The sequence below is a fragment of the Spiractinospora alimapuensis genome (assembly GCF_018437505.1).
In the GTDB taxonomy this organism is placed as follows: Bacteria; Actinomycetota; Actinomycetes; order Streptosporangiales; family Streptosporangiaceae; genus Spiractinospora; species Spiractinospora alimapuensis.
On record NZ_CP072467.1, the window covers coordinates 2854060 to 2872528 of the forward strand.

Annotated in this window: 18 protein-coding genes; 7 read left to right on the top strand and 11 right to left on the bottom strand. The window is 70.5% G+C overall.

Annotation, left to right across the window (positions count from 1 at the left end; genetic code table 11):
- Positions 1–39: 39 nt before the first annotated feature.
- From J4H86_RS13085 to J4H86_RS13095, 3 genes are all read left to right on the top strand, one after another.
- Entirely contained in the window at positions 40–948 is a 909-nt protein-coding gene (locus J4H86_RS13085) for a LysR family transcriptional regulator (protein WP_236543771.1), read from the top strand.
- Between the two features lie 109 nt (positions 949–1057).
- The gene (locus tag J4H86_RS13090; RefSeq protein WP_236543772.1) at positions 1058–1531 is read left to right on the top strand and encodes a hypothetical protein; all 474 of its coding nucleotides are present in this window, start codon (positions 1058–1060) and stop codon (positions 1529–1531) included.
- A complete protein-coding gene (locus J4H86_RS13095; protein WP_236543773.1) occupies positions 1528–2190 on the top strand; it encodes a TetR/AcrR family transcriptional regulator in 663 nt (220 codons plus the stop codon). The genes J4H86_RS13090 and J4H86_RS13095 overlap by 4 nt, the downstream gene beginning before the upstream one ends.
- Before the next feature lie 28 nt (positions 2191–2218).
- Here J4H86_RS13095 and J4H86_RS13100 read toward each other — a convergent pair whose 3' ends face one another.
- The 11 genes from J4H86_RS13100 to J4H86_RS13150 all read right to left on the bottom strand — a co-directional run bounded on the left by J4H86_RS13100 (position 2219) and on the right by J4H86_RS13150 (position 14142).
- On the bottom strand, positions 2219–3016 hold the full coding sequence (locus J4H86_RS13100; RefSeq protein ID WP_236543774.1) for an SAM-dependent methyltransferase: 798 nt from the start codon (positions 3014–3016) through the stop codon (positions 2219–2221).
- Positions 3017–3134: 118 nt separating this feature from the next.
- Positions 3135–3980: an alpha/beta fold hydrolase gene (locus J4H86_RS13105; protein ID WP_236543775.1), complete on the bottom strand. Its 846-nt coding sequence runs from the start codon at positions 3978–3980 to the stop codon at positions 3135–3137.
- 24 nt (positions 3981–4004) lie between these two features.
- The gene (locus J4H86_RS13110) at positions 4005–4667 is read right to left on the bottom strand and encodes an isochorismatase family protein (protein ID WP_236543776.1); all 663 of its coding nucleotides are present in this window, start codon (positions 4665–4667) and stop codon (positions 4005–4007) included.
- Positions 4660–5355, bottom strand: coding sequence for an SRPBCC family protein (locus tag J4H86_RS13115; protein ID WP_236543777.1), 696 nt, complete (start codon positions 5353–5355; stop codon positions 4660–4662). The genes J4H86_RS13110 and J4H86_RS13115 overlap by 8 nt, the downstream gene beginning before the upstream one ends.
- Positions 5356–5657: 302 nt before the next feature.
- Entirely contained in the window at positions 5658–6212 is a 555-nt protein-coding gene (locus J4H86_RS13120) for a (2Fe-2S)-binding protein (protein ID WP_236543778.1), read from the bottom strand.
- Positions 6209–8617, bottom strand: coding sequence for a xanthine dehydrogenase family protein molybdopterin-binding subunit (locus J4H86_RS13125; protein WP_236543779.1), 2409 nt, complete (start codon positions 8615–8617; stop codon positions 6209–6211). Before J4H86_RS13125 ends, J4H86_RS13120 begins: the two co-directional genes overlap by 4 nt.
- Positions 8614–9471 carry an FAD binding domain-containing protein gene (locus J4H86_RS13130; RefSeq protein WP_236543780.1) on the bottom strand — a complete coding sequence of 286 codons (858 nt, stop codon included), beginning with the start codon at positions 9469–9471 and terminating at the stop codon, positions 8614–8616. The genes J4H86_RS13125 and J4H86_RS13130 overlap by 4 nt, the downstream gene beginning before the upstream one ends.
- Positions 9472–9719: 248 nt before the next feature.
- Positions 9720–10985 carry an FAD-dependent oxidoreductase gene (locus tag J4H86_RS13135; protein ID WP_236543781.1) on the bottom strand — a complete coding sequence of 422 codons (1266 nt, stop codon included), beginning with the start codon at positions 10983–10985 and terminating at the stop codon, positions 9720–9722.
- Positions 10986–11064: 79 nt separating this feature from the next.
- Complete coding sequence (locus J4H86_RS13140) at positions 11065–12075, bottom strand: PTS transporter subunit IIC (protein WP_236543782.1); 1011 nt, start codon at positions 12073–12075, stop codon at positions 11065–11067.
- 231 nt (positions 12076–12306) lie between these two features.
- The gene (locus J4H86_RS13145) at positions 12307–13068 is read right to left on the bottom strand and encodes a maleate cis-trans isomerase family protein (RefSeq protein ID WP_269134569.1); all 762 of its coding nucleotides are present in this window, start codon (positions 13066–13068) and stop codon (positions 12307–12309) included.
- 42 nt (positions 13069–13110) lie between these two features.
- Entirely contained in the window at positions 13111–14142 is a 1032-nt protein-coding gene (locus J4H86_RS13150; RefSeq protein ID WP_236543783.1) for a M29 family metallopeptidase, read from the bottom strand.
- Between the two features lie 381 nt (positions 14143–14523).
- Here J4H86_RS13150 and J4H86_RS13155 point away from each other — a divergent pair, with 381 nt between their 5' ends.
- The 4 genes from J4H86_RS13155 to J4H86_RS13170 all read left to right on the top strand — a co-directional run bounded on the left by J4H86_RS13155 (position 14524) and on the right by J4H86_RS13170 (position 18418).
- Entirely contained in the window at positions 14524–15039 is a 516-nt protein-coding gene (locus tag J4H86_RS13155) for a MarR family winged helix-turn-helix transcriptional regulator (protein ID WP_236543784.1), read from the top strand.
- Positions 15040–15171: 132 nt separating this feature from the next.
- A complete protein-coding gene (locus J4H86_RS13160) occupies positions 15172–15957 on the top strand; it encodes an isocitrate lyase/PEP mutase family protein (RefSeq protein WP_236543785.1) in 786 nt (261 codons plus the stop codon).
- A gap of 68 nt (positions 15958–16025) precedes the next feature.
- Entirely contained in the window at positions 16026–16595 is a 570-nt protein-coding gene (locus tag J4H86_RS13165) for an NADAR family protein (protein WP_236543786.1), read from the top strand.
- 293 nt (positions 16596–16888) lie between these two features.
- Positions 16889–18418, top strand: a complete 1530-nt coding sequence (locus tag J4H86_RS13170) for an MFS transporter (RefSeq protein ID WP_236543787.1) — start codon at positions 16889–16891, stop codon at positions 18416–18418.
- The last annotated feature ends 51 nt before the right edge of the window (positions 18419–18469 follow it).

An 18469-nucleotide genomic window follows, 5' to 3' on the forward strand; every position in this document is an offset into this window, starting at 1 on the left:
CGTCGAGCCCCCATCTGACCTGCGAGGACGGGATCACCCATGGAGTTCCGCCATCTTCGTTACTTCTCCGCACTGGCCGAGGAGGGATCGTTCAACCGCGCCGCCGCGCGCCTCCACATCTCCCAGCCCTCACTGAGTCGCCAGCTCCGGGAACTGGAGCGGCACCTGGGGACGGTCCTCATCGACCGGGGCCCGCGCGGTGCGACACTGACGGCCGCCGGCACGGCACTGCTGGAGCACGCGCGCCAACTGCTGACGCTGGAGGCGGCCACGGCCGGTGTGGTCGCCGGGGTGGAGAGGACGCGGGAGCTCGTGCGCGTCGGCCTGCCGCCGGGGCTGCCGACTCAGTGGGCCACGGCCACCGCGCACCGCGTGGCGACCGACGTCCCCACCTGCGACCTGGAGTACACCGAGGAGAACAGCGCCCAGCAGCTCCGCGAAGTACGCCAGGGACGCCTGGACATCGGCGTGGTCCACCAGGCTCCGCCGGCGGACGAGGACTCGGTGCTGCTGTGGCGCGAACCGATGGGAGCGGCCGTTCGCCCCGGTCATCCACTTACCGACGCCGAGGAGTTTCGGCTGGAGGACCTCAACGGACAGCGTGTGCTCGTCCACTCCCGCGACCAGGTCCCCACGCAGCAGGACGGCATCATGGCCGCGGCCCTCGCCGCAAACGTGCACCCCGACTGGCGGTTCGCGCGGTTCGCCGAGTACGCGCGGCCGTGTGCCGAGGCCGCGCGGGCCGACGCGGTTCTCGTCGGGGCACACACCGCGGCCGCCCACCTGTCGGACTGGACCTGGCGCCCCCTCGCGGGCCTGTCGCTGGCGATGTCGACGTGGCTCGTGTGGCCACGGCACACCCGCACGGTGGTCGCGGCCGTCGCCGGGGCGATCGCGGACACCCCACCACCGGGGTTGCCCTCCGTCTCCGCTCGGCCCTCACCGTAGCCGTCGAAGTTCGCGGCGTCGCCGTTGTAATGCCCGGAATTGTGTGCCACCCATGAGTTGATCACATACATACACGCATGTATGTTTATGGCAGGAACGAAGGAGCGCGATGGCACACACACCACTGGGGGACCGAGTCCGTCAGGTTCCCGCGACCGACCCCATCGCCATGTGCCGTTCCTACGACTACGTCGACGCCTTCGAGGTCCATCTGCCCGTGCAGGACGCGACACCGCCCAAGGAATGGGTACTGCGGGGGCTCGACGGGGTCCCCCCGTTCGTGGCGCGGGCCGCGTCCCTCCTTGGCATCGGGGACAGCCCGGATGACGAGCTGGGCGGTTGGACACTGGTCGAGTCGTCCGCGGATGTCGTTCACCTCAGCCAGGCACTACCGCTGCTGCGGGTGAATCTGGTCGGACGCCGTGTCAGCCCGTACCGGCGTTCGATGACCACGATCGTGGACTACGACCGCCCCGCGGCACGGCTCATCTGGGCCGTGATCGGTATCGTGCACCGCCGCGCCGCCCGGCGGGTGATCACGACCGCGGTCGCCGAGACCGGCGGTATGGAGCGCGGCGCGTGAGCCCTGACCCGCATCCGATCGAGCAGCCCACGCCCAGCGGTCGCGTACCCCAGGCGAAGCGGCGCGCGCGGACCCGCGAGGCACTGCTCCGGGCGGCCGCCCTGGGACTGTCCCGGAAGGGGTTCAGGAACCTCACCCTGGAGGAGGTGGCGAAGGACGCCGGCTACACCCGAGGCGCGCTGTACCACCTGTTCAAGGACAAGCAGGAATTGACCCTCGCGGTTATCGAGTGGATCTTCGACCTCTGGAACGTCGAGGTCCGCTCCGTGGTCGAACAGGAGACGGACCCGGTACAGGCGTTCTTCGCTTTCGCTCGCGCCCACGCTGTCTACTACCAGCGGGACGTCGCTCGGGTCACCGGCGCCATGGTGTACGAGTTCGCGAACAATGACCACCCGGTCGGACGAGCGGTTGCCGCGGCCTACACGGAGATGACCGACCTCTGTGTGGACCTCGTCAGGACGGGCCGCGCCAGAGGATTGATCCCCGCCTCTGGACCGTCCGACCGGGTTACCGCCTTCGCCGCCGTCGGCGCGGCCGAAGGTGTGATCCTGGCACTCCGCGACGATCCTCCCTACAACCAGATCTACGCCGTGCGCGCCGTCGCCGGGGTTCTGGGCGTCGAACCCCCCGACGAACCGGAGTTGGCCGGCCGCTGAGCCGCGTCCGCGGTAGACGGCGCTGGGGTCAACTCTTTCGGGCCAGGCCGCAGAACTCGTCCATGTCGCGGGCGGTGCCGATGTCGGCGGGGTCGGGGCGCCACCGCGGGCAGGGAACCACACCGGGGTCGAGGATTTCCAGGCCTGCGAAAAGGCCGGTGATCCGTTCCGGAGTCCGGAGGTTGTAGACGGCCGAACCGGCCTTGTTCCAGCGGCGCACGGCTTCGATCATGCCCTCGCCGGTGACGGCGCTGGTGCTGTGCACGATGCCGAGGTGGCTCCCAGAGGGCAGGGCGGCCATCAGACGGGCGATGATGTCCTGGGCCTCGGCGTCGTCTCCGACGAACGGCAGAACGCCCAGCATGGTGACCGCGACCGGCTCGCGGAGGTCCAGCGTGGCACTGGCCCGGTCCAGGATGTGCTCCGGGTCGCGAACGTCGGCGTGGACGTAGTCCGTGGCGCCTTCGGCGGTGCCGACGAGCAGTGCCCGCGCGTGCGCGAGGACCAGCGGATCGTTGTCGACGTAGACGATCCGGGACTCGGGCGCGAGGGCCTGCGCGACCTCGTGGGTGTTGTTCTGGGTGGGGAGCCCAGTGCCGATGTCGAGGAACTGTCGCACACCGGCCTCGACCGCCAGGTGGGTGATGAAACGTCGGAGGACAGCCCGGGTCTCGCGGGCGATGTCGGCGATCTCGGGGAAGACCTCCAGGATGCCCTTCCCGGCCGCGCGGTCCACCGGGTAGTTGTCCTTGCCGCCCAACCAGTAGTTCCAGATCCGGGCGGAGTGGGACACCGAGGTGTCGAGTTCGGGCACGCCCTGCTGCATGGTTCCACCCACTGTTCGGCGAGAGGCTTCTCGGGGCCAACGGACATCGTGCAACCCACAGAAGCGACTGTCCAGGGCCCCCGGCGAGAACGGACAACCGGGGGCGCCCTGGACTTCCTCAGCTCGCCGCCAGGGCCCCCATCCGCTCGCGGACCACGGTGAGGGCCTCCTTGGGGGTGTCCCAGAAGACCATGTGCCCGGCGTCGGGGACGCGCACGAGCTCGGCGGCCGGGTTCGCTGTGGCGGCCTCGGCCGCCCCGTCGGCCGTGACGACGGGGCTGTCACCGCCGTAGACGAGGGTGGTGGGTGCGGGTACCTCGGGCCAGGTCGCGAAGAAGTCCTCGGTCTCGAACCCACGGTGCGTGGCGTCGATGGACTCGGCGTCGCAGCTCGCGAGCCAGCGGGCGCGGAGTTCGCGTTCGCGGTGGGGCCAGCGTGGCCACGACAGGGCGACCTCGTCGGCGTCGGTTCCCCGCTGGGCCTGCTGGAGCTGCGACCGGAACATGTCCAGCGTGGTGGGGTAGGTGCCGCGCCCGGGCCCGCTCATCGGGGGGTCGACGAGGATGGTGCCGCGCGTCCGGACCCCGGGGCGCGCGGCTGTCACGGCCGCGATCCGGGCGCCCAGCGAGTGGCCGAGCAGGATGGGCCGCTCCAGGCCCAGACCGTCGATCACGGCCTGGGTGTCGTCGGCGTAGGCCTCGAGGCCGTAGGTGTCCCCACCGTCGGAGAAGCCGCGTCCCCGCAGGTCCATCACGATGGGACGCACCAGGTCGGTGAGTTCACGGGCCACGAAGTCCATGCTGATCGCGGGACTGGTGATCCCGGGGAGGACGACGACGGGGACGCCGTCGCCCCCGTAGTCCAACACGTGGAGCCGCAGCTCCCCCGAGTGGACCCACCGCCCCCGGGCCGGAACGTCGGCCAGGTCGGCGAGGGCGTGCTGGCTCAGCAGGCGGTCGGACATGTGCTGCCTCCTGGAGAGGGTGGGTTACGAGGAACGGCGGGGTGTCAGCGCGGACAGGTAGTCGCGCGCGTCGGCGACCCCGATGACGTCGCCGTACTTGGCCTGGATGTCGAACAGGTTCGCGTCGTGCGGCGCCTGGGCCCGGTCGCCCACGCACTCCCGGGGGACGAGCACCGAGAACCCGGACTGGACGCCGTCCACGGCGGTGGCGCGGACACACCCGCTGGTCGTGGCGCCACAGACGAGGATGGTGTCGCAGCGCAGCCCGGCCAGCGTCGCGGCGAGGGAGGTGCCGTGGAACGCGGACGCGCCCTTCTTCACGACGAGGGTGTCCTCCGGTGCGGCGGGCAGCCGGGGATCGAGGATCACCGCGTCGCTTCCCTCCCGCAGGCCGCGCATGCCCTGCGCCTTGTCCAGCCACCGCACGGTGTCGCCGGCGAGTTCGGCCGCGCTGTAGGAGATGGTGGTGAAGATGACTGGCACCCCGGCGGGGCGGGCCGTCTCGATCAGCGTGCCCGTCGCGGCGACCACGTCGGTGAGGTCGGATCCGAACGGTGAGCTCGGATCGGTGAACCCCTGGATGAGGTCGACGACGACGATCGCCGGACGCTCTCCCCGACGGACGCTGCCCCCGAAGCCCGCCCGCGCGTAGGTCGCGTCGGTTCCGGTCGTCGAATTCTCAGCCACGGCGGGCCTCCCGCAGCGACTTCAGGTGCTTGGACTGGGCGGAGAGCCGACCCAGCAGCCACCCCTGGAACACCCCGAAGGCGAACGCGCCCACGTAGGGGAGGTATCGCGCCGCGGGACCGAGCACGAGGCCGAGACCGTCGAGCTCGGCCGAGTCCGCCGCCGCGGGAACGGTGTTCCGTGGCGCGCCGGCGGGAGCCGTGGCCGGGGCGGACGCGGCGCGGGCCGCGCTGGGCGGTGTCGCGTCCTGGGCGAGCAGCCCCGCCAGGTTCCGGCCGAACTGCTTGAGCAGCCGGTCGGTGACCATGGAGATCGCTCCCTTGCCGAACTGGGCGATCTTGCCCCGGATGACCAGGTCGGCGTCGATCCGCAGCACCGATCCGGCGCCGTCCGCCTCGACGCTCAGTCCGATCTCCACCTCGGCGTCGCCGTTGCCGTGGGTGTCGGCTCCCCGCCCTTGGGCGCGAAGGGTGCGCGCGGCGGTGTCGACCTCGATGAACCGGATGGTGCCCGAGTAGGCCGCGGTGATCGGGCCGACCTTGACGGTCACGTCGCCCTCGTATGTGTCGCCGTCCCGCTCCCGAAGGGACGCGCCCGGAACACAGGACACCACGCGTTCCACGTCGTTGATGAGGGCGAAGACCTCGTCGGGTGAGGCGTCGACCGTGATTGCGTTCGTCAGTTGCATGACCGGTTCCTAACGCTGACCAGTGCTGGGCTGCTTGGGGCTGTACTCGCCAGGACGGTGCTGGCTTCGGGGCGGGGTGGAGGCCGGGCGTCCGGGAGGTCCGGTGGGAGCCGGGTACCGTCCGGGTCCCACCGACGCTGTACCCGAGCACCGTGGAGTCGGCCGAGGTTCCGTGGATCGTCCCGGCCGCGCCGCCCGCCCGTACCGTGGCGTGGCACCGGCGTCCACGATTTCGTTCGTCAGTCGCATGACCGTTTCCTTACGCTGGCCGGCACTGGGCTGGTGCGAGGCCCGGGCGGTACTCAGGCGGGCCGGGGTTCGTGCTGAGGTCGGGTCCGCCCGGGGCAGGATCCCCCCGCGGCGTCACCGGCCGGCCCGTGGGACTGACACCGGCGCGCCGCACAGTCCTCGATGGCGTCCACGATGGTCTGGTAGCCGGTGCACCGGCACAGGTTCGCCGAGACCGCCTCCCGGATCTCGTCCCGGCTGGGACTCGTGTTCTCGCTGAGGAACCCCTCGGCGAGCATCAGGAATCCCGGCGTGCAGAATCCGCACTGGAGGCCGTGGTTGTCGGCGAACGCGGTCTGCAGGTCGCTGAGGTCGTCCGGGGCGCCGAGGGACTCCACGGTCCGGATGTCCCGCCCCTCCGCCTGCACGGCGAACATCAGGCAGGCCCGCGCAGGCGCGCCGTCGACGAGGATGGTGCAGGCGCCGCAGACCCCGTGTTCGCAGCCGACGTGCGTGCCGGTGAGCCGCAGGTCGTGCCGGATGGCGTCCACGAGGGTCCGACGGGCGGAGACGAGCAGCTCGTGGTCGGCGCCGTTAACGGTGAGGGTGATCAGGTGCTGGTCGGTCATGTCTGCGGCTCCAACGTGTCCAGGGTCTCCAGCGCGCGCTGGACCGTCTCCGGGGTGATGGGGGTCTGGTCGAGTTCGATCCCGGTCGGGCGTAGGGCGTCGTTCACGGCGTTGAGCACCGCCGCGGGTGCCCCGATGGTGCCGCCCTCCCCCACCCCCTTCGCGCCGCTCTCGGTGAACGCGCAGGGGGTTTCCAGGTGGTGGATCTCGACGTCGGGGATCTCGCTGGCGGTGGGCACCTTGTAGTCGATGAAGCTGGCGCACGAGGGTTCGCCCTGCGCGTCGTAGGTGACGCTCTCGAAGAGGGCGCCCGCGATGCCCTGGGCGATGCCGCCCCGGCACTGCCCTTCCACCACCTGGGGATGGATGGCGATACCGCAGTCCTCGACGCACAGGTAGCGCAGGATCTCCACCTTCCCGGTGCCGGGGTGCAGCTCCACGACGACGGCGTGGGTGGCGTTGGCGAACGTCCCGTCACCTGGGGTGTCGAAGCTCGCCGTCTCGGTCAGGCCGGGTTCGGTGTCCTTGGGGAGTCGGTTGGCCCGCAGGTAGGCGGCGTCGGCGATGTCGGTGAAGGGCACGGCGCGCTCGTGGTCGTCGCGGTGGCGCACCGTCCCTCGGTGCAGTTCCACGTTGTCGATCTCGGTGTCCAGCAGGTGGGCGCCGATGTGGCGGAGTTTCACGCCGAGTCGGTCCGCGGCGAGGGAGACCGCGCTGCCGCCGATGGTGACGGAGCGGCTGGCGAAGGTGCCCCAGCCGTAGGTGATGCGGTCGGTGTCGCCCTGCTGGACCTTGACCTTGGCCACGTCGATGCCGAGCTGGGTGGCGACGATCTGCGCCAGCGTGGTCTCGTGGCTCTGCCCGTGGTTCATCGTCCCCGAGGTCACGACGACCGAGCCGCTGGTGTCCATCCGGATCTCGGAGAGGTCGAAGCCGGGAACCACCATCATCTTGCGCTTGGCGAACGCGTCACTGCCGTACCCGGTGCGCTCGTTGAAGCAGCAGTACCCGATCCCGACGGTGCGCCCCTGGGCGGCGGCCTCCCGCTGGAACTCGTACCAGCCCTCCGCGCGGACCAGTTCCTCGCACAGGTTGAGGGCCTCCAGGTAGCTCCCCGGGTCGTAGGTGACCATGTTGACGCCGGTGTAGGGGAACTCGGTGATGACGTTGCGGCGCCGGATCTCCACGGGGTCCAGGTCCAGCTCACGGGCTGCCCGCTCGAACAGCCGCTCCATCACCATCACGTACTGGGGGCGGCTCACCCCGCGGTAGGGGGCGCTGGGCGCCTTGTTCGTGGTGATGGCGCGGCCCCGCACCCGGTAGGCCGGCACGCGGTACACCCCGGGCATCTCGGCGGAAGCCATGAGGGGCTCGATCCCGGCGGAGAACGGGAAGCAGGAGTAGGCGCCCATGTCGCACACGATGTCGGCGTCGAGGGCGAGGATCCGGCCCTCGGAGTCGAACGCCGCGCGCGCCTCGTAGCGCTGTTCCCGCGCGAGGAACGCCGCGCTCAGCGCGTCCCGCCGGTCCTCGATCCACTTGACGGGACGGCCGAGCCGGATGGCGGCGGCCCCGGCCGCGATCTCCTCCCGGCCGACGACACACTTCTGTCCGAACCCGCCGCCCATGTCGGGTACGACGACCCGCACGGTGCGTTCGTCCCTACCCAGACAACGCGCCATGACGGTGCGCACCTGGTGCGGAACCTGGGTGCACGTCCGCACCAGCAGCTGCTCGTCCCGTTCCTCCCACGAGACGACGACGCCCCGGGTCTCCAGCGGCAGCGCGTTCTGCCGGGCGGACCGCGCCACCACGTCGACGACACAGTCGGCCGAGGCGAAGACGTCCTCGATGCCGTCCGTGGCGAACATCGACACGTCGAGGAGGGTGTTTTTGGGGGCGTTGTCGTGGACCAGCGGCGCCCCCTCCGCCAGGGCCTGGTCGTCGGAGACCACGGCCGTACTGGCGGAGTAGGTCACCCGGGCGGCCTCCACGCCGTCCTCGGCCGCGTAGGGGTCCTCCGCGAGCACGATGGCGAGGGGCTCCCCGGTGAACCGGACGCGATCCCGAGCCAGCACCGGCATGTCGGTGGGCACGAACTCCGAGAGGGGACGCTCCAGGATCGCGGTGATGTCGCCGAGGTCGAGGTCGGCCGCGGTGTAGGCGGCGAGCACGCCGGGGGTGCGTCGGGTCTCGGTGAGGTCGATGTCCACGACCTCACCGGCCGCGACGGTGCTGCGCACGAACTGCGCGTGCGCCATCCCGGGCAGGGCGATGTCGTCCACGAACTGCCCTCGGCCGGACACCAGGCGTGGGTCCTCCCGCCGTCGGACGGAGGCGCCGACCCAGGTGCCGTCGGTCTCGAACCGGGGTTCACGGTGCTCGGACTTGGTGACACTGCTCATCGTTCGCTCGCCTCCGCACACGCGCGGGTGATCAGGGTTCGGGCCAGGGCCTTGCGGTAGTCCGCGGTCCCGTTGGCGTCGCTGGGCGGGTCGATGGCCTCGGCGGCCGCGTCCGCGCACTCGGTGAAGAGTTGGGGCCCCACCCGGCCTCCGCGCCGAAGGACCTCCTCGGCGGCGTCGACACGGACGGGGGTGGGCGCCACCCCGCCCAGGGCGACGCGTCCGCCGCGCACCGTGTCGCCGTCCAGGTCGAGGTCGACGGCGGCGGCCACCGTGGCGAAGTCCCCGTGCCGTTCGGCGAACTCAGTGAGGGCCGCGTGGGGTGCGGGGCGGGGGAACACGACCTCGGTGATGAACTCGTCGGGTTCCAGGGTGGTTGAGTAGAAACCGAGGAAGAGGTCCGCAGCGGCGATCTGGCGCTCCGACCCTCCTGGGCCACGCGCCGTCACCCGGGCGTTGAGCAGGACCGCCAGCAGGCACCACTCGGCGGTGGCGTCGGCGTGGGCGAGGCTACCGCCCACCGTGCCGAGCGACCGGATGGGGAGGTGACCCACCCAGGCCATCGCCTCACGCAGGATGGTGAACCCCGGATCCAGCCCGTCCGCCGTCTCGACGTCGTGGTGGGTGGTCAACGCGCCGATGCGCAGCCCGGCACCGTCCGGGGTGACGTGGCGCAGGGTGGACAGCCGACTCACGTCGACCAGGTGGCGCGGTCGGGCGAGGCGGAAGTTCATCATCGGGACCAGGCTCTGACCCCCCGCGATGATCTTCGCGTCGTCCCCGAGTTCGGTCAGCAGTGCGGTGACCCCATCGACGTCGCGGGCGCGATGGTAGGTGAAGGCAGCGGGCTTCATGGCATCTCTTTCTCCACCGGGCCACGTGGGCGGCGTGACCGACGGATCGCGGAACAGAGCCGATGACGGCTGTCGAGCGGCTGGGCTAGTGAGTCATGGGACGTGTACACAGAGTAATCATCCGGCCTTGTGGGCGGGTTGTGCCCGTGGCGGGGCGGTCCGCGGAGGGTCAGCCGCGGGGCTGGGCGGGGCGGGTGGTTCCGGAGGCTGGGTTGGGCCGGGTGCGGGGCCTGGTGGAAAGGCCGGGGTCAGCGGATGAACTGGTAGGAGAAGGACTCCGTATCGTCCTCCCGCAGCGGGGTGCCGCGCCAGAGGAGGTCGTAGGAGATCGCGGACTCGCCGTGGAAGTCGCGCAGCTTGGCGTCGCGCTCCTCCTGCCGGGGGCCGTCGGGCAGGTGGTAGAGCTCCATGTTGCGCAGGGACGCGTCCTGCACCATGGCGGCGCGCTTGGCCCGTCGCGACACGTAGCGGGTGAGGGCCTCGGGGGCGTTGGCGACGGTGACCGCGCCGAGCTCCTCGGCGAGCACGGCGGCGTCCTCCATCGCCTGGGACGCGCCCTGCGCCTGGTAGGGCAGCATGGCGTGGCAGGCGTCGCCGAGAAGCGCGATCCGGCCGTCCACCCACACCGGGTCGGGCAGGCGGTGGTACATCGCCCACGCGCTCACCGACTCGGCCTTGGACAGCATGGCTGGGACACGGTCGTCCCACCCGGGGTAGGCGCCGGCCAGTTCCTCGGCGGTCGCCGGGGCCGACCACTGGCGTTCGAGCTCCGGCCCGCACGGCACGATCGCGACGACGTTCAGGTACTCGCCGCCCCGGATCATGTAGTGCACGAGGTGACGGTCGGGCCCGTACCAGATGGTGCTGTGGAAGCGGTCGAGGAGGAACCGCGTGGCCGGGTCCTCCGCGATCCTCTCGCCGGGGATGAGCGCCCGGTAGGCCATCTCCCCGGAGAAGCGCAGCGTGTCGCGGAACCCGGCGGCGTCACGCACCCGGGACTGGATGCCGTCGGCGCCCACCACCACGTCGGCGGAGTGACGCTCACCCTGGGCGGTGACGATGGTCGGCCGCGCCGGGTCGGTCCGGTCGACGTCGACCACCTCGCAGCCGGTGCGCACCTGGACGACGGGACCGGGCCCGTCGGCGTCCACGCACGCGTCCAGGATGACGCGGTGCAGGTCGGCGCGGTGGTAGTGCCAGTAGGGCCCGTTGTAGTCACGCTTGCACCGGTCGCCCAGAGGGGTCTGGCCGATGATGCTGCCGTCCTTCCACCGCCGGCGGACCTGGTCCTGCGGCTCGGTGTGGATCTCCTCCAACCGCTCCCGCAGGCCGAGACGCATCAGGATACGGCTGGCGTTCGGCGCGGTCTGGATGCCGGCGCCCACCTCACCCAGTTCTGGTGCCCGTTCGAGCACCGTCACCCGCAGCCCCTGCTGACGAAGGGCGAGTGCGGCGGTCAACCCGCCGAGTCCCGCTCCCACGATCGTCACCTCGTAGGACTGACTGGATGGCATTCTTCCTCCAAGCGGTGTGCACGGTTCGGCGCGCGGCGCAGGACGCGCGCGCCGAACGGTGTGTGGGGCGACGCGGTGGTCAACCCTGTCGAATGAGCTGGTCGCCGTCCTTGATCCAGGAGATCTTGCGTAGGCCGAGGCTGATCACCCAGGCGATCAAGGCGGGGAGCACGATGTGGAACGCGACGATGACGGCGAGAAGCTGGTAGCTGAAGCCCATCGTCGTGATGGTCATGATCTGGCCGACGAACCCGGCCGTGCCCATTCCCGCCCCCGCGGCGTTGCTCTCCATGGAGAAGACGATGACCGCGATCGGGGCGAGGATCGCGCCGGCCAGGGTCGGGGGAATCAGCAGGCGCGGATTCTTGAGGATGTTGGGGAACTGCAGCATCGAGGTGCCCAGGCCGATGGAGGCGAGGCCGCCCCACCGGTTCTCCCGGAAGCTCATCACCGCGAAGCCGACCATCTGCGCGCTGCACCCGACCGTCGCGGCCCCCGCGGCGAGGCCGCTGAGGTCCAGCATGACCGCGATCGCGGCACTGGAGATGGGGGCCGTGAGGGCGAGTCCCATCAGGACGGCGATCAGGATGCTCATCGTGAAGGGTTCCTGCGTGGTCGCCCAGTTGATGAGCTCGCCGAACCGGCGCAGTCCGCTGTCGATGACCGGACCGATCGCCCACGCGACCGCGAAGCCCGACAGGACCGTGACCGCCGGGGTCACGACGATGTCGATCTTCGTCTCCTTGGAGACGATCTTTCCGATCTCCACGGAGACCACCGCGGCGAGGAAGGCACCGGCCGGTCCTCCGAGCTCGGCTCCCGCGGCGCCCGTGGCGGCCGCGGAGAACAGCACGAGCGGCGGACCGCCCAAGGCGTAGGCGACGGCGACGCCGATGGCCGGCCCCATCATCCCCATGGCGAGGGTTCCGGCCTCAATGAGGAACCCGACACCGGCCTGTTCACCGACCGTCTGGATGATCAGGCCGATGAGCAGCGACGAGAACAGGCCCAGCGCCATGAACGACATGGCTTCGATGAAGTAGGTGTGCAGTGAGGGCCGCACACCCTTGTTGGCGAGAAAGGTCTTCATGCGCTTCCCTGGTCTGAGGTCCACCGTGACGCGATCACGTGCGGGGGTCGGGGACGTGTCGGTCCCCCGTAAGTGCTTGTGACCGCCAGGACCGCGGGCGCTTCGTCGCGGCCCGGGTCATCGTGCCCCTCCCACGGGTGTGGGAAGGGAGCACACGAATGCAGTGGCCCCGCTGGGACGCCAGACTCTGGCGGGGCTGGGAGTGGGTGAGGCGCTACCGAATCCGTACGGTCAGGGCGCGGGTACGGTACCGCTGAGCAGGTGACCTGTGTCCGGGACGACGGTGTCCAGGCCCAGTTCTGAAAGTAGACAGTACGCTGTCGCGGTCGCCGCCGAGAGGACGGGTACCGGTGCTTGGTCCTCGATCCGCTGGATGACCGGCAGCGAGGGCATCTGCACGCAGGCGGAGACCACCAACGCGTCGGCGCCGTTGAGGTTCAGGGTGCGCCAGTGCTCCTCGAGCCCCGCCGGGTCGAGGCGGGCGACCTCCAGGTTGTCGGCGACCTCGAGACTGAGGGCGTCGACCACCTCGGTGCCGGCGTTCTCGATGTAGTCGACCACGGTCTGGGTCAACGGCTTCATGTAGGGCGTGATGAGGGCGATGCGCCGGGCCTTGAGGGCCGACAGCGCCGTGAGGAGCGCCCCCGCGCTGGACACCACGGGCACCTCGGCGTCGTTCCCGCGCAGCGCGGCGGAGATCGCGTCCTCGGCGGTGCAGTGGTAGCCGGGCCCCTGGGCCATGATCGCCACCAGGCAGGCGGAGGTCACGATGTCGGGGCGGGCGTCGGAGAGCTCCGTCGCGGCGCGCTCGCTCTGCGCGTTCATCTCCCGAAGCTGCTCCGGGGTGACGCGCTGCATGCGCGTCCGGGCGCTGTGGAAGGTGAAGCGGTCCTCGGGTCGGACGGCCTCCCGCGCGGACAGCATGCGCGGGATCTCCGTCTCCATGGTCAGGTTGGAACTCGGCACGATCATGCCGATGCGATGGTCAGGCATTGGTGCCTCCCCTCTTCTTCCAGGCTAGGAGGGACGAAGGTCTCAGCGACGATCCAGGGGGCGCATTTCGGGCACCGTGATGTCGCCGTCGCGCACGATCTGTTCGTCGTCGAGGTACAGGCTGCAACCGCGCATGGGGATGTCGAAGTGGCAGGGGGTGTCGTTCGGTCCGCCGAGCTCGTTGTTGGGGCCGATGGAGAACATGACGTTGCCGTAGAACGACCGGAGCTCCATCCCCATGCCGCCGGGGAACTGGGTCAGCCCGTGCCAGTGGGCGCGCTCGTCCAGGCCCCAACCCACGTGCGACATCCCGTAGCCGCGCGGGTCGTTGAAGGAGGCGATGTAGGAGGAGAGGAGCTCGGCGTCCAGACCGCCACGGATGTCGGTGATGAAACCGTGTTCGATCGTGATCGTGACGGGCGTCTGCACGTAGGTGTTGAACGGGAGCAGGACGTCACCGGGGGACAGCACGATGGTGCCGTCCACGCCGTCGTCGGCCCCACCGGTGAACACGAACGCGGCGGGCCAGTGGTCCCAGCGGCCGGGGGTGTCGGTGTAGCCGTACTCGCTCATCGTCGGATAGACGCCGAGCTGGTAGGTGACGTCGGTCCCGCCCGGGCTGGTGATCCGCATGGTGCGGGCCTTGGCGAGGAGTTCGGCGCCGACCTCCACGCGCTCGCGGAGCTCGCGCGTGGGCATCAGCCGGGCGAGCAGCGGGGCGGGCTCGACCACGGTGAGGATCCGGGTGTCGGCGGCCTGGATGGCGAACTGCTCCTTGCTGAAGAGCAGGAAGGTCAGGTCGATCAGCATGTCGGACTGCTTGAGCGCCTCGACCGCGACGTCGTTGCCAGCGAGCCCCGACTCGCCGACGGCCCAGGCTCCTGACGCCTCGCGGGAGTTGGGCAGCCGCATGTGGAAGGTGTTGGCCCCCAGCTCCTGGGCGGCGAAGAGGAACGCGTTGGCGAAGTCGCCGCGTTCGTCGCCCCGGGACAGCACAGCGAGCGTCTCGCCGTCACGGACACCGCTCAGGGAGAGCTGCCGTACGCAGATGTCATTCAGGCTGTTCTGATCCATCACCACTCCAACAACGCGAATTAATCCGGAGACTGATAGTCAGTGCCCGGACTGTCCGGACACTGACTATCATCGACGTGGGCGGTCCACGTCAAGAGGTGAAGTGGATCATTTGATGTCGATTCCGAGTCGGGCGTGTGACACGCGGGGTTCACCTCGGTCCACACCGTCGGCGCACACGGAGATCGACGCCGACAGCGCCCGTCGGGGCGTGGCCGGGGTAGTGTCTCCAACGCCCCGTCCAACGCACGCCCACCGGCACCCAGGCGGGCACGGCGGCGCCCGAGAGCGGCACCGGACCCTCTGGGTTCCTCGCCAGGCGGCACATCCCGCCCCTCGGCGGTCCGGTTCGAGGACAGAACGTCAGGAAGGGAAGGCACAGTGAGCGGTGGCGACCGGATCGATCAGACCTCCAGCCGCACCAACGGCAGGGGCGAGGCGGGCGCTGGCCCACCCTCGACCCCGCCCGATCTCCTGGCCGCACCCGGATACCTGGTCCGACGCATGTACCAGGCCTACACCGCGCTGTGGGGACAGACCGTGGACTCCACACTCACCGGACCGCAGTTCGCGGTACTGACCGCGGTGGAACACGACCCCGGGGTCGACCAGGGGTCCCTGGCGTCGGTCATCGCGCTCGACCGGTCCACCATGGCCGACGTGGCGCGCCGACTGGAGGACCGTGGGCTCATCACCCGCGCCACGTCCACCACCGACAGCCGACGCAAACTCCTGCACCTGACCACCCACGGGACCCAGGTACTCGCCGAGACCAACCAGCGGGCCCGTGACCTGGACCGGTTGCTGCTCCAGGGCTCCCCGCCCGAGGGGCGCGAGCGACTGATGCGGGACCTCATCCAACTGGCCGAGGACTGGGAGAAACTCACCCAGCGCTGATTCCCACGCCTCTCCCGCTTTCCGCCCCCTGCTCCCCCACCAGGAAATCCACGCGTCGATCGTATGGGACTGCACGTCCAGCCGCTATAGCGCGGGAATCCCTCCAGGGGGCCGCTGCCTAGAATCGACCGCATGACGCTCACCGACACCTTCCGAGACCTCCACCACCGCGACGAAGTCCTCCTCATGCCCAACCCCTGGGACGCCGGATCCGCGAAGGTGATGGAGTCGCTGGGATTCGCGGCCCTGGCCACCACCAGCAGCGGAGCCGCCGCCACGCTGGGCCTCGACGACGGCGCGTTGGGACGGGACCGGGCGCTGCGCGGCGCCGCCGAGATCGTGGCCGCCGTCGACGTCCCCGTCTCGGCCGATCTGGAGAACGGGTTCGCCGACGACCCCACCGGGGTGGCCGACACCTTCCGACGCGCAGTGGACGTCGGGCTCGCTGGAGCGTCGATCGAGGACTGGGACGGGTCGGCCATCTACGAACGCCGGCACGCGGTGGAGCGGGTGCGCGCGGCGGTGGAGGCGGCGGACGGTCGACTCGTGGTGACGGCCCGCGCGGAGAACCACATCCACGGCGTCGACGACTTCGAGGACACACTCGGCCGGGTCCAGGACTACGCGGCGGCCGGAGCCGACGTCGTGTTCGCGCCCGGACTGGCAACGGCGGACCAGATCGGGGCCCTGGTGCGCGGTGTGGACGTCCCGGTGAGCGTTCTGGCCGTCCCCGGAGTGCCGTCCGTACCGGAACTGCGGGACCTCGGGGTGCGGCGCGTCTCGACTGGCGGCTCCTGGGCGTGGGTGGCCTACGCGGCCATGGCGGAGGCGGGGCGCGAACTCCTGGAGCAGGGAACGTTCGGGTACCTCGACGGTGCGGCGGAGGACCGGGCCGTCGTCGATCGGGCACTCGGATAGCCCCTCGGGCCGACGAAGCGGGAGAAACCGGCTCGTCGCGTGTCGTCCGCCCCGGATATAGATGGGGAATGCACAACACCGACGAGATCCGGTCCGTCTCGGACCTCACCCGCGTCGCCGACCGAGTGAAGTTCCTGTTCTTCTACGGACACCGGCCCACCGGAACTTCCGAGGTGGGCCCGGAGTGCCTCTCGCAGTGGTGGACGGCCCCCTTCGTCGTGGACACGGTCAGCTACCCGACGGCGGAACACTGGATGATGGCCGAGAAGGCCCGCCTGTTCCACGACGCCGACGCGGAGGCCAAGATCGTCGCCGCCCGCACGCCCGGCGAGGCCAAGAAACTGGGCCGCCTGGTGCGCGGATTCGACGAGGAGGTGTGGAACCGCGAGCGGTTCGAGGTCGTGGTCCGCGGCAACCACGCCAAGTTCGACCAGAACCCCGTCCTGCGCGACTACCTCCTGGCGACCCGCCAACGCGTCCTGGTCGAGGCCAGCCCCAGGGACCTGGTCTGGGGGATCGGCCTGTCCAAGGACAACGAACGGGCGGCCGATCCCACCCAGTGGCGGGGGCTCAACCTGCTGGGCTTCGCGCTGATGAAGGTCCGCCACCAGCTCGCGGCGGAGGAGGGCGTGGGGTAGCGAGCAGCGCGGCTCCGTGGGAATCCGGTTGCCGTCGGGTGGGGATCCCTGGCACGGTGGATCGTGTTGTCGGAGGACCACGGAAGGAAAGTCGATTTTGCCGATCATGATCAACGGTGTGGCTCCAGCGGGTGCTTCGACCCGGGAGTTCGCCGTTCTCTGATCTTTTGACCGGCGCAGCCCCTGAGCGTCGAAGTCCCGCACCGGGTTGATCGTCCCGCGCGGTTCGCCCGCGCACGATCCCCGGTCGGTGTCGCGTGCGCGGCCCGACTTCGACCTTCCGAGGAGCCTCTGTGTCCTCGTCTCCTACCGAGACCTCCGCTGTCCGCACGTCGCGGACAACCCGACGCGCGTGGCTGGGCCTGGCCGCCCTGTCCCTGCCCACCGCGCTGCTCGCGCTCGACATGAGCGTGCTGTACCTCGCTCTGCCACACCTGGCGACCGCTCTCTCGACGAGCGCGGCACAGGAGCTGTGGATTCTCGACATCTATCCGTTCATGATCGCCGGCTTCCTGGTGCCGATGGGCAGCCTCGGGGACCGGATCGGCCGCCGTCGACTGCTGGTGGCGGGCGCCGCCGTGTTCGCCGCGATCTCCGTGGTGGCGGCGCTCTCCGTCACGCCCGAGATGCTGATCGCCGCCCGGGCGGCCTTGGGGGTGGCCGGCGCGACGCTGATGCCGTCCACGTTGGCTCTGATCAGCGTGATGTTCCCGGACCCCGACCGTCGGCGCGTCGCGATCGCGGTGTGGACCAGCGCCTTCATGACGGGGTTCGCCACGGGGCCGCTCATCGGGGGAGCCCTGCTGGAGGTGTTCTGGTGGGGGTCGGTGTTCCTGCTCGCGGTTCCGGTGATGGGCCTGCTGCTCGTACTCGGCCCGATCCTGCTGCCGGAACACCGCCCCACCCACGCCGGGCGGTTCGACCTTCCCAGCGCCCTACTGTTCCTGGTCGCGGCTCTGCCCCTGGCGTACGGGCTGAAGCGGCTCGCCAACGACGGTGTGCATGTTGGGGCGGTGGTCGCCGTCGGCCTGGGGCTGGCCGCGGGGGCGGTGTTCGGGTACCGGCAGTTCCGTGTCACCGACCCGCTCCTGGACCTGCGGATGCTGGCCAACCGCACGTTGGGGTCGGCGCTGCTGCTGCTCCTGCTGGGACCGGCGGTGGTCAGCGGCATCACGCTGTTCGTACCGCAGTACCTGCAACTGGCGCACGGGATGTCGCCGCTGCTGGCAGGGGCACTGATCCTTCCGGCGGCGTCGGGACTGATCGTCGGTGCCATGCTCGCGCCGTTGGCGGCCCGCAGGCTCGCGCCGGGGACGGTGATCGCGGTCGGGCTGGCGGTGTCCTGTGCCGGATTCCTGCTGATCGTCCAGGGTGCTCCGCTGGCGCCAGTGTGGGTCGTCGTGGGGCTGGTCGCCGTCTACCTGGGCAGTGGACCGTTCGACGCCCTGGGCACCGACCTCGTGGTGGGGGCCGCGCCGCCGGAGCGGGCGGGATCCGCGGGCGCCACCTCGGAGACCGTGACGGAGTTGGGCGGCGCAGTCGGGATCGCGACGCTGGGTAGTCTCGGTTCGGCCGTCTACCAACGCCACGCGGCGGACACCCTGCCCTCGGACCTGCCCTCCGGAGCTGAGTCCGCGGCACGGGAGTCCCTGTCCGGAGCGGTCGCGGCGGCCGAACGACTCGACCCGACGCAGGCCGCGGCCCTGCACGACCTCGCGGGAAGAGCGTTCACCGACGGCCTCCAAGCCGCGGGCCTCGCCGGCGCCGCGATCACGGCGGTGCTGGCCATCCTCGCCGCATGGCTGCTCAGAGCCGTCCGGTAGTCCGAGGTCCGGCCGGGGGTGGGAGGGGGCTCTTGCCCCCGGCCGGGGTTT

Coding starts and splice junctions, on each gene's coding strand:
- J4H86_RS13085 (WP_236543771.1), top strand. CDS start 40: ATGGAGTTCCGCCATCTTCGTTACTTCTCCGCACTGGCCGAGGAGGGA.
- J4H86_RS13090 (WP_236543772.1), top strand. CDS start 1,058: ATGGCACACACACCACTGGGGGACCGAGTCCGTCAGGTTCCCGCGACC.
- J4H86_RS13100 (WP_236543774.1), bottom strand. CDS start 3,016: ATGCAGCAGGGCGTGCCCGAACTCGACACCTCGGTGTCCCACTCCGCC.
- J4H86_RS13105 (WP_236543775.1), bottom strand. CDS start 3,980: ATGTCCGACCGCCTGCTGAGCCAGCACGCCCTCGCCGACCTGGCCGAC.
- J4H86_RS13115 (WP_236543777.1), bottom strand. CDS start 5,355: ATGCAACTGACGAACGCAATCACGGTCGACGCCTCACCCGACGAGGTC.
- J4H86_RS13120 (WP_236543778.1), bottom strand. CDS start 6,212: ATGACCGACCAGCACCTGATCACCCTCACCGTTAACGGCGCCGACCAC.
- J4H86_RS13125 (WP_236543779.1), bottom strand. CDS start 8,617: ATGAGCAGTGTCACCAAGTCCGAGCACCGTGAACCCCGGTTCGAGACC.
- J4H86_RS13130 (WP_236543780.1), bottom strand. CDS start 9,471: ATGAAGCCCGCTGCCTTCACCTACCATCGCGCCCGCGACGTCGATGGG.
- J4H86_RS13135 (WP_236543781.1), bottom strand. CDS start 10,985: ATGCCATCCAGTCAGTCCTACGAGGTGACGATCGTGGGAGCGGGACTC.
- J4H86_RS13140 (WP_236543782.1), bottom strand. CDS start 12,075: ATGAAGACCTTTCTCGCCAACAAGGGTGTGCGGCCCTCACTGCACACC.
- J4H86_RS13145 (WP_269134569.1), bottom strand. CDS start 13,068: ATGCCTGACCATCGCATCGGCATGATCGTGCCGAGTTCCAACCTGACC.
- J4H86_RS13150 (WP_236543783.1), bottom strand. CDS start 14,142: ATGGATCAGAACAGCCTGAATGACATCTGCGTACGGCAGCTCTCCCTG.
- J4H86_RS13160 (WP_236543785.1), top strand. CDS start 15,172: ATGACGCTCACCGACACCTTCCGAGACCTCCACCACCGCGACGAAGTC.
- J4H86_RS13165 (WP_236543786.1), top strand. CDS start 16,026: ATGCACAACACCGACGAGATCCGGTCCGTCTCGGACCTCACCCGCGTC.